This is a genomic window from Amycolatopsis sp. NPDC114484 (assembly GCF_055633755.1).
Genome location: NZ_JBVKDQ010000017.1, coordinates 47,217 through 56,705, shown reverse-complemented (window position 1 = coordinate 56,705; position 9,489 = coordinate 47,217). Strand labels below are relative to the sequence as shown.

At 72.3% G+C, this 9,489-nt stretch carries 7 protein-coding genes; 4 read left to right on the top strand and 3 right to left on the bottom strand.

Features of this window, described 5'->3' with window-relative positions; all coding sequences use genetic code 11:
• Positions 1–136 precede the first annotated feature (136 nt).
• From ACZ7SW_RS33495 to ACZ7SW_RS33480, 4 genes are read left to right on the top strand one after another with little or no spacing between them, the layout of a single operon-like run.
• Positions 137–1,243: a hypothetical protein gene (locus ACZ7SW_RS33495; RefSeq protein ID WP_470234368.1), complete on the top strand. Its 1,107-nt coding sequence runs from the start codon at positions 137–139 to the stop codon at positions 1,241–1,243.
• Positions 1,213–2,571 carry a DUF6002 family protein gene (locus ACZ7SW_RS33490; protein ID WP_470234367.1) on the top strand — a complete coding sequence of 453 codons (1,359 nt, stop codon included), beginning with the start codon at positions 1,213–1,215 and terminating at the stop codon, positions 2,569–2,571. The genes ACZ7SW_RS33495 and ACZ7SW_RS33490 overlap by 31 nt, the downstream gene beginning before the upstream one ends.
• Positions 2,568–5,285, top strand: coding sequence for a non-ribosomal peptide synthetase (locus ACZ7SW_RS33485; protein ID WP_470234366.1), 2,718 nt, complete (start codon positions 2,568–2,570; stop codon positions 5,283–5,285). The genes ACZ7SW_RS33490 and ACZ7SW_RS33485 overlap by 4 nt, the downstream gene beginning before the upstream one ends.
• Positions 5,282–6,904: a beta-ketoacyl synthase N-terminal-like domain-containing protein gene (locus tag ACZ7SW_RS33480; RefSeq protein WP_470234365.1), complete on the top strand. Its 1,623-nt coding sequence runs from the start codon at positions 5,282–5,284 to the stop codon at positions 6,902–6,904. Before ACZ7SW_RS33485 ends, ACZ7SW_RS33480 begins: the two co-directional genes overlap by 4 nt.
• Before the next feature lie 233 nt (positions 6,905–7,137).
• On the opposite strand, the gene ACZ7SW_RS33475 is transcribed toward ACZ7SW_RS33480, so the two are convergent.
• From ACZ7SW_RS33475 to cynS, 3 genes are all read right to left on the bottom strand, one after another.
• Entirely contained in the window at positions 7,138–8,103 is a 966-nt protein-coding gene (locus tag ACZ7SW_RS33475; RefSeq protein WP_470234364.1) for a hypothetical protein, read from the bottom strand.
• A 182-nt stretch (positions 8,104–8,285) separates the two neighbouring features.
• Positions 8,286–8,516, bottom strand: a complete 231-nt coding sequence (locus ACZ7SW_RS33470; protein ID WP_470234363.1) for an MbtH family protein — start codon at positions 8,514–8,516, stop codon at positions 8,286–8,288.
• Positions 8,517–8,693: 177 nt separating this feature from the next.
• Positions 8,694–9,164, bottom strand: a complete 471-nt coding sequence (gene cynS, locus ACZ7SW_RS33465; protein ID WP_470234362.1) for a cyanase — start codon at positions 9,162–9,164, stop codon at positions 8,694–8,696.
• Between the last annotated feature and the right edge of the window lie 325 nt (positions 9,165–9,489).

Below are 9,489 nucleotides of genomic sequence, written 5' to 3'. Positions count from 1 at the left end.
CGGCCGACAACCTTCTCCGCGCCAGTAGATCCAGGCCGCCCCCGTGCGTCCATGCTTTCGGACAGGGGCGAAACCACGGTGGCGGGCGGGCGGACGCGGCTACGGTGATCCCCGTTCTCCCGCGAAAGGACCTGGATTGACCGAGAATTCGGCCGGGGCGCTCCACGTCGTCGTCGCCGGGAGCGGATCCCTGGCGCGCAGCGCGTGTTTTTCGCTTGCCCTGGCGGGAGTTCCGGCCGTGGTGCACGTCCTGGCCCGCAGGCCCGGCCAGGCACGGGAGGTCGCTGATCTCGCCGAAATGCGGGCGCGGCTGGACGGCTCGCCGGTCCGCTTCGAGGCGGCGGCCCTGTCCGACGTCCGGGAGGTGCTGGCGCGGACTCAGCCGAAGGTGGTGCTGAACTGTGCCTCGCACCAATCGCCGTGGGAACGGATGACGAGCCCGTCGGAGTGGACGGATCTGCTGCGACGCGGCGGTTTCGGGCTCACCCTGCCGCTGCAGGCCGGGCCCGCGATCTCGCTCGCCCGGGCGGCGGCGGCCAGCCCGGAGTCGCTGCTGGTCAACGGCTGCTTCCCCGACGCGGTCAACCCGCTCCTGAAAGCCCTGGGACTGCCGGTGTTCTGCGGCGTCGGCAACGTAATGACCCTCGCCGCCGCACTGCGCGCGACGCTGCCCGCCGACGACACCCGGACGTTGCGCGTGCTCGCCCACCACGTGCACCTGCACGCGCCCGAAGACGATGCCGACGAAGCGTTGGCCTGGCTGGACGACGAGCAGCTGACCGACGTCACCGCCCGGCTGGCCAAGCTCCGCGCGATCGACCGCCGGGAACTGAACGCGGTGACCGGGCACGCCGCCGCGCTTCTGGTCGAAAACCTGCTGACCGGCGCGGACACCCGGACGAACGTGCCAGGGCCGCTCGGGCTGCCGGGCGGGTACCCGGTGCGGATCCGCGACGGCTCGCTGACCCTCGACCTGCCCGTCGCCGAGGACGTCGCGGTGCGGCGGAACCAGCGCGACGGGCACCGGGACGGAGTCGTGGTCCAGGGATCCGACGTCGTGTTCGGCGAAACCGCGCGCCGGGCCCTGCTGCCGTACCTGCCCGACGTCGCGGCCGGATTCCCGGTCCAGGACACCGCTTCCGTCTGCGACCGGCTCCTGGAAGTGCGAGACCGCCTGCGCTCCCCTGCCCCTTTCCCGAACGAGGAGGAGCGATGCCCGTCCCCCGCGCGTCCCGGAACCTGATCACCGGCTACTACGACCGGATCCGCGCGGAAATCGCGCGGCGGGTTCCCGCTCCGGTGACCGGACCGGGCCGCTTCGCCCCCGGTCCCGCGCTGCCGGACCTCGGCCCCGCGACCCGGGAGTACTTCTCCGTCGCGACCGCCGCGTGGGGCCCGCTCGCGGAGCTCGACGGCCACTCGATCCGGCTGCTCGACCTCACCGGCAACCCCGGCACGCACACGACGAAAACCTTCGCCTCCCTGCTGATCGTCGCCAGGGCGGTCGAGCACGTCCGCCGCACCGGCGAGCCGATCGTGATCTTCACGCCGACCTCCGCGAACAAGGGCGTGGCCCTGCGCGACGCGGTGGACCGCGCGATCGCGACCGGCCTCGTGGCGCCCGGCCAGCTCCGGGTGATCGTGCTCGCGCCCGCCCGTTCGCGGTCGAAATTCCGCTCCAGCGCGCTGTCCCGGGAACCGGAACTGGCCCGCCGCAATCCGGTGCTGCTGCTGGACAGCACGCGGCCGGAGCAGGTGAAAGAACTCGCCCGCGAGTTCGTGGCCCGCGAGGAGGTCCGCCCCGGTTCTCCGCGCCTGTGGTTCACCCTCGACCTCGACAACTACCTGGTCGCCGACGCCGCCCGGGCCTTCCTCGAACACGACGTCGACCCGGCCCGCGGCGACCGCTGGCACGCGCACGCCGTGTCGAGCGCGTTCGGCCTGCTCGGCTACCACCAGGGCCGGGAACACCTCGAAGCCGCCGCGGAGGCGGATCCCGCCGCCCACCCGGGTTTCCTGCTGGTCCAGCACCTCGGCGCGCCCGACATGGTGCTGAGCCTGCTCCACGGCGACCACGACCCCGCGAACGCGCCCCGGTACCGGCGCGGCGCCGGGCACTACGTCCAGGACTCCGACCCGCACTTCCCACTGTCCACGGCGGACCCGGACGAGGTGCTCGAGCCGACGTTCTACACCCGCCGCCCGGCCACCTCGCAGACGATGGACCCGCTCGTGCGGCGCTTCGGCGGGACCGGGATCGTCGTGTCCCGGCGGGAGTGCACGAGCCGGTACGCGATGATCCGCGACCTGCTGAACGCCGCCGGGCGGCCGATGCCCGCCGACCACGCCGAACTGCGGGAATGGTCGCTGGTGATGGCGATGACCGGGGTGCTGAACGCGATCGAACGACGGCTGGTCCCGGCGGGCACGGAGATCGTCCTGCACGCTTCGGGGACTTACTCCGCCGCCGACTACCGGCCGATCGAACCGGCGGCGCTCGTGCCGGTCACCGGGTTGGCCGACGTGCGCGCCGCGGTGGACGCGGCGCTGGCCGTCCCGGCGGGGCGGTGACCGTGCGGGCGCTGCGCATCACCGGCCCGCTCGACCGGGCGGGCCTCTCCGGCGTTCTCGAACGGATCGCCGCCCGCCTTCCGGACGATCCGTCCTCCACAGTGGACGCTTTTCCCGACGACTTCGGGAATGACGTCTCCGCACCTCCTCTGCGGCTGCGCCTGCGTTCTCTCGCCGAGGACGAGCACGTACTGCTGGTCGCGCTGCCCCACGCCACCCACCTTCGGTTCGGGCAGTTCCTGGCGCACCTCGTCGCCGAGCTTTCCGGCTCCCTGGCGCCCGAGTTCACCCCGGCCGTCGCAGCGCCGACGAACTGTCCGGTCGACTCCCGGCTCGACCTGGCCCCGTCCGGCCGCTGCGCGCGGTTGACCACCGAACTCGACGCACGCTTCGCCGGTCAGCCAGCTTCGGTCTTCCTGACCGCGATCGCCTTGCTGCTGCGGCGCTACACCGGCACCGGCGCGATGCCGCTGGGCCTGGCCGACGGCTCCGCCCTCGTCGTCGACCTCGAGGAGGACCGGCCGGTTTCGACCGCGCTCAGCGACATCGCCGCCGCCCAGCGCACGGCGAGCACCGGATTCGAAGCAGCGGTCGCGGTCGACGAATTCCTCGGCCAGCTCGATCATTCGAGCCTGCGCGCTTTCGCCCTCGGCGAGGAGGGCCCGCCCATCGCGGCGGGCGGGCTCGGCCTGGAACCGCTCGCCCTCGCCTCGACACCGTACGACCTGGAGATCGTCCTCACCCTGCGGACGAACCGCCCCCGGATCTCGTGGCTCGGCCGCCTGCCGGAATCCCTGCTCGCCGACCTCACCGCCGACCTGCCCGCCCTGCTGGCCGAGATCCTCGACCACCCGGAGCGGTCCACGGCGCACTTGCTCCCGCGCGCACGCGGCGATCGAACGTCGACCCTCGAGACCTCCGGCGCGCGCCCCGGCCACACCCCGTTCCCCGCTGACGCGACCTCGATCGCGCACCAATTCGCCGAGATCTGCCAACGGTTTCCGGCCAACCCGGCGGTCCTGACCGACACCGAATCCCTCACCTACGAAGCACTCGCCGCCCGAGCCGCCGGGACCGCCGCCCTGCTGCGGTCCGGCACCGGCCCGGTCGGGCTGCTGCTCCCGCACGGACCGGCGCACATCGTCGCGATCGTCGCCGCCGTGCTCGCCGGACGGCCTTACGTGCCGCTGGACCCGCACCATCCGCCCGACCGGCTGGCCGCGATCCTGACCCACGCAGGCGCCACCACGATCCTGACCGACCCGGAACACCAGCCCGTATGCGCTCGGATCGGACCTGCGCTGGCCGTGCACTATCTGTCCACAGCGGAGGAAGAACTTCGGCCCGACGACCTCGCCGCGTCCGGAGGTTCCCACGCCTACGTGCTGTACACCTCGGGGTCCACCGGCCGGCCGAAGGCGGTCGCGCAGCCGCACGCCAACGTCCTCTTCCAGGTCCGCAACCACGTCGACAACTTCCGGATCAGCCCCGCCGACCGGCTCGGCCTGCTCACGTCCTTCGGCTTCGACATGGCCGTCACCGACCTGTTCTCCGCGCTGCTCAGCGGTGCCGCGGTAGTGCCCTTCGACGTGGCCGCGCACGGCGTCGCCGCGCTCGGCGAGGTCCTCGCGAAACACGAGGTGACGGTCTACCACTCGACGCCGACGATGTTCCGCTACCTGACCGATTCCCTCGGCGACCGTCGGCTGCCCGCCCTGCGCGCGGTTCTCCTTGGCGGAGAACAGGTACGCCGCGACGACGTGGAGCGGGCCCGCCGCGTCGGTGCGCCGGATTGCGTGTTCGTCAACGGCTACGGCGCGACCGAGATCAGCTTCGTCACGCAGCACCATCTGGGACCGGACGCGCGGGTGGACGGCGAGGTGATACCGGTCGGCCGCCAGCTGCCGGGCGTCGAGGTGATCCTGCTCGCCCCGGCGGGCCGCCGCACCTGCCTGCGCGGCGAAATCACGGTGCTCAGCCAGCACATCGCACCCGGCTACTGGCGGGATCCGGCCGCCTCCGCCGGGAAGTTCACGACGATCGACGGCGTGCCCGCCTACCGCACCGGGGATCTCGCCCGCAGGCTGCCGGACGGAACCCTCCTGCACCTCGGGCGCGCCGACCGGCAGGTGAAGATCCGGGGCTACCGGGTCGAACTCGGCGAGATCGAAGCGGCTCTGTGCGCTCAGCCCGCGGTCGCGCAGGCCGTCGCGGTCGCCGGGCAGAGCGAGATCCTCGCCTACGTGGTGCCACGGGGCGAGCGCCCGGATCCGGAGTCGCTGCTCGGCGCACTGGCGCGGAAACTTCCGCACTACATGGTCCCGCGCGAGATCACCGTCCTCGAAACTTTTCCGCTGACCAGCACCGGAAAGGTCGACGTCCGCGCGCTCCCCTCTCCGGTTCGCACCATCCGCCGGGCTGACGACCTGCCGCAGGCGATCACCCGCGCCTGGTCGGCCGTGCTCGGTCTGCCGGACCCGCCCGCGGACAAGGACTTCTTCGCGCTCGGCGGGCACTCCGCCCAAGTCCCGTTGCTGAAACGCCTGCTGGAGAAGGAACTCGGCGTCGAGATCCCGCTCGGCCGGTTGTTCGACCACCCCACGATCACCGCGCTCGCCGACTCCCTCTCGGAAGGTTCGGGCGGTGCCCTGGACCGGGTCGGCGACCGGATGTCCCGCCGCCGCGCGGCCCGCGCAGGACGGCGTGCCCGGTGACCGAGGACATCGCGATCATCGGCATGGCATGCCGGGTCCCGGGCGCGGCGGACCCGGCGGCGTTGTGGCGCAACCTGTTCGCGGGCGTCGATCCGATCCGCCGCTACTCCGACGAGGAGCTGCGCGCCGCCGGAGTCGAGGAATCGCTGCTGCGCGACCCTCAGGTGGTGCGCTCGGCAGGCCACCTGAACGGAATCGCGGACTTCGACGCGGAATTCTTCGGCTACAGCGCGGACGAGGCCGCAGAACTCGACCCACAACACCGGCTGCTGCTGGAAACCGCGTGGTCGGCTTTCGAAGACGCGGGCTACGACCCGGCTTCGTGCCCGGACACCGGAGTCTTCGCCAGCGTCGGCCCGAGCTGGTACGAGCACTACCGCCTGGCAGGTGCCTGGCCCGGCGCAACCTCCGTCGGAACCGCGACCGACCATGCCGCCGCCCGCGTGTCCTACGCGCTCGGCCTTTCGGGGCCGAGCCTCGCCGTGCAGAGCGCGTGTTCGTCTTCGCTGGTCGCGGCATGCCTGGCCGCGCAGAACCTCGCCGACTTCCGCTGCGACCTCGCCCTCGCGGGCGGAGCGGCCGTCCCCTATCCGCCTCGCTTGGCCGCGCCGGACGGCTTGGTCTCGCTGTCCGGCCGCTGCCGCTCCTTCGACGCCGACGCGGACGGGTCGGTGTTCGGCAGCGGTGCGGGCGTCGTGCTGCTCAAACGGCTCGCCGACGCGCTGGACGACGGCGACGCCATCCACGCAGTGATCCGCGGCTGGGCAGTCAACAACGACGGCGACCGCCCCGACTACCGCACCCCCAGCGGCAGCGGCCAGGCCGCCGTGGTGCTGGAAGCGTTGCGGGCGGCGGAGATCGACGCCGTCAGCTACGTGGAAGCACACGGCAGCGGCACGCTTCTCGGCGACGCGCTGGAGGTCGACGCCCTCGACCGCGCCTTCCGGCTCGCCGCGATTCCCGGGTGCCTGCTCGGTTCGGTCAAGGCGTCGATCGGCCACCTCGACGGGGCGTCCGGGGTCGTCGGCCTGATCAAGGCCGCCCTCGTCGCCCGGCACGGCACCGTCCCGCCGGCCGCGCACTTCCGGCGGCCGAACCCGCATCTCCCCCTCTCCGCCGGCGGTTTCGGCGTCAACACCGAGCCGGTCGAACTGGCCGCGCCCCGCCGGGCCGGGGTCAGCTCGTTCGGTCTCGGCGGGACGAACGCGCACGTGGTCCTCGAACAGCCGCCGCCGGTCCCCCGCCCGGCGGCGTCCCCCGCGCACCACCTCCTCGTGCTGTCCGCCCGCACCCCGCGGGCACTGGCGGCTGTCGCGGCCCGGCTCCGGGAGCACCTGGAGCGCGAGCCGGACCTGCCGCTGGCCGACGTCGCGTTCACCCTGGCCACCGGTCGCCGGGCGTGGCCGTGCCGCCAGTTCGAGATCGTCGCCGACCCTTCCTCGCCTCCCCTCCCTGATGCGTCCCCGGACCTGGCGAACCTCGGCCGGATCTGGCTGGAGGGAGGCACGCCGGACTGGTCGGCGGTCTTCTCGCCCGGCCGCCGTCGCGGGTGGCTGCCGACCTACCCGTTCGACCGCACCCGTCATTGGGCCAAAGGGGTCCCGGTGCTTCCCGGATGAGACCAGCTCAGGTCACGCGACGCCTTCCGCCCCGCCGCGACCAGCCCGAGTGCGCTCCGAAGCCGGTCCCGGCCGGCGGAAGCCCGCGATGCCGCGCGACAGCCCGCGAATCGCCGTCCAGCAGTCACCGCTGGAACATGCCTGGCGGTCCAGCCGAGGTCAACGCGCGTCGCACAACCGCGCGCCACTCGCCCGCAACCACCGCTCGACCATGCCCAGCGATCCAGCCCAGGTCAGCGCGCGTCGCACAACCTCGCATCACTCGCCCGCACCAGCGACGCACCCAGTTCCGTCGCGGTATGCAGCACCTTCCGCCCCGCCCGCACCGTCATGATCAACCCGGCGTTGCGCAGCGCGCTCGCATGCTCCGAAGCCGACGACAGGCTCACCCCCGCCTGCACCGCGAGCTCGGTAGTCCCGCGCGGCACGACCGCGGCCCGCAGGATCGCCGCCCGGCGCGCCCCGACCAGCGCCGACAGGCCGTCCCCGCTCGACCGGCCCGGCCCGTTTCGCGCGGGCACGCCCGGAATCGGATACACCACGGTCACCGGCTCGCCCGCCCCGCCCGGGATCACCACCGTCTCCGGGGCCAGGCACGACGGCACGAAGTCCAGCCCGTGCGGCGCGGGCAGGTCCCGGTCGGCCGGGCTGCCGATCTCCACCACGTTCCCGAGCTGGCCGATCGCCGCGGACACCGAGCCGATCGCCCGCGCCACGCCCTGGCGGAGCATGATGTGCCCGCGCTGGGCCAAGTCCGCCTGCGCGGTGGCGACGATCTCGGCCCACTGCGGCTCCACCAGGCCGCGGTAGCCCTCCTCGATGGCCTTGACCAGCGCCGTTCTCGCCTCGTCGCTCCCCTCGGCGAGGTCGTTCAGCCACGCGGCGGGCTGCTTCAGCCGGAACGTCGCCGCGAGGTCGGCGCGCACGCGGTCGGCGGGCAGGGCCGCGAGGTCGTCCAGCGCGGAGCCGATCTCGGCGCGGCGCGAGACGAGGAAGTCCGGCACCTCGCCGCGCGCGGAGAACAGGTCGAACAACGGCCGGATCGGCCGGGGCGGCCGGAACCGGACCGGGAAATGCCCGGCGGGACGCGCGTCCCTCCTCAGCCGGCACAGAGCGCCGAGCAGTTCGACAACCGGAAGAGGGCCTTCGAGAAATCGGACGGACTGAAATGACTCCAGGGTCAGATGAAGCCGGATCACTATACCACCGATCTGACAGAAACGCCGTTTAATCCCCCTCCAGGCGAAGTCAATCAGGCCCGCGTACATGAAGAATACAATCGTCGCGCCGACCGTTCAGCGACTACGAATGAATTCGTCCGCGACGCAATTCGTCGCGCGGCAACAGGTGTCATTTCCGGTATTTCACGACCCGGGCGGCGTCAGCTCGCGGACGGCTCGGCGGAGTCCGCCATCGCGGCGATCAGCGAGGCGGGCCGCAGGTCAGTCCAGTTTTCGTTGACGTAGTCCAGGCACTCCGCCCGGGACGCCGGTCCGTGGACGGTCGTCCACCCGGCGGGCACCGCGGCGAATTCGGGCCACAGCGAGTGCTGGTTCTCGGCATTGACCAGGACGAGGTAGACCCCATTCTCGTCTTCGAACGGATTGGTCACAGCGTTCTCCTATTCCGGTCAGCGACAGCACGGCACTGAGAGCAGGATAGACCAGCATTGCCCCGACGACGAGCAGTTTGCCGCCCAGCCTACCCGGTTCCCGAATTCTCCGCCGGAATCGGTTCAGAGGACGCGTCCTCCACGGCGGGTCGGAAGGCGCTCCGGCCCGCCGCGCGCTCAGAACGGTTTGGTCGGCAGGTACTTGCCGTCCAGGGTGATCACAGCCCGCTCGCCGCCCTCGGGGTCGGCGACCTTCTTCACGTCGAGCTTGAAGTTGATCGCCGAGATGATGCCGTCGCCGAACTGCTCGTGGATGAGAGCCTTCAGCGTCGTTCCGTAGACCTGCAGGATCTCGTAGAAGCGGTAGATGGTCGGGTCGGTCGGGACCCGGTCCGGGAGCGACCCCCGCATCGGGACCGTCTGCAGCTGCAGCGCGGCGTCGTCGTCCAGGCCCAGCAGCGCGGCCACGGCCTCGGCGGACTCCTTCGGCAGCGGGTGCTGGCCGAGGACGGCGGCGGTCGTGAACACCGCCGACAGCCCGGCCGCGTCGGCGATCTGCTGCCAGGTGAGGCCTTCGCGGGTCTTGGCCGCCACCGCGTTCGCGGCCAGCGCCGCGCGGACGGCCGGGTCGAACTGGGTGTGCACCATGGGAGTCCTTTCCTCGGAGGGACCGCTTGCCGCCGCGCCGCCGGGGAGTTCAGCGGGACAGGACGCGCTCGTGCAGGTGCCGGACTGCCAGCCGCGCGGACTCGAAGGCCCCAGCCTGCCAGGCAGTGCGGCGCGTGAGCCGATCCCGGGCGAAGTCCACCCGTCCGGCCGGGTCGCCGAGCAACCGGAGTACCGAGTGGGGCGCGTGCTTTCGAGGGGCGGCATCAGCTGCCGAGCGACCGGGAACGAGTTGAGGCCGTGGATCTCGACACCCTGCTCCACCGCCCGCTGGTCCGGTCGGCCTTGGCTGCCCAGATCCGTTGCG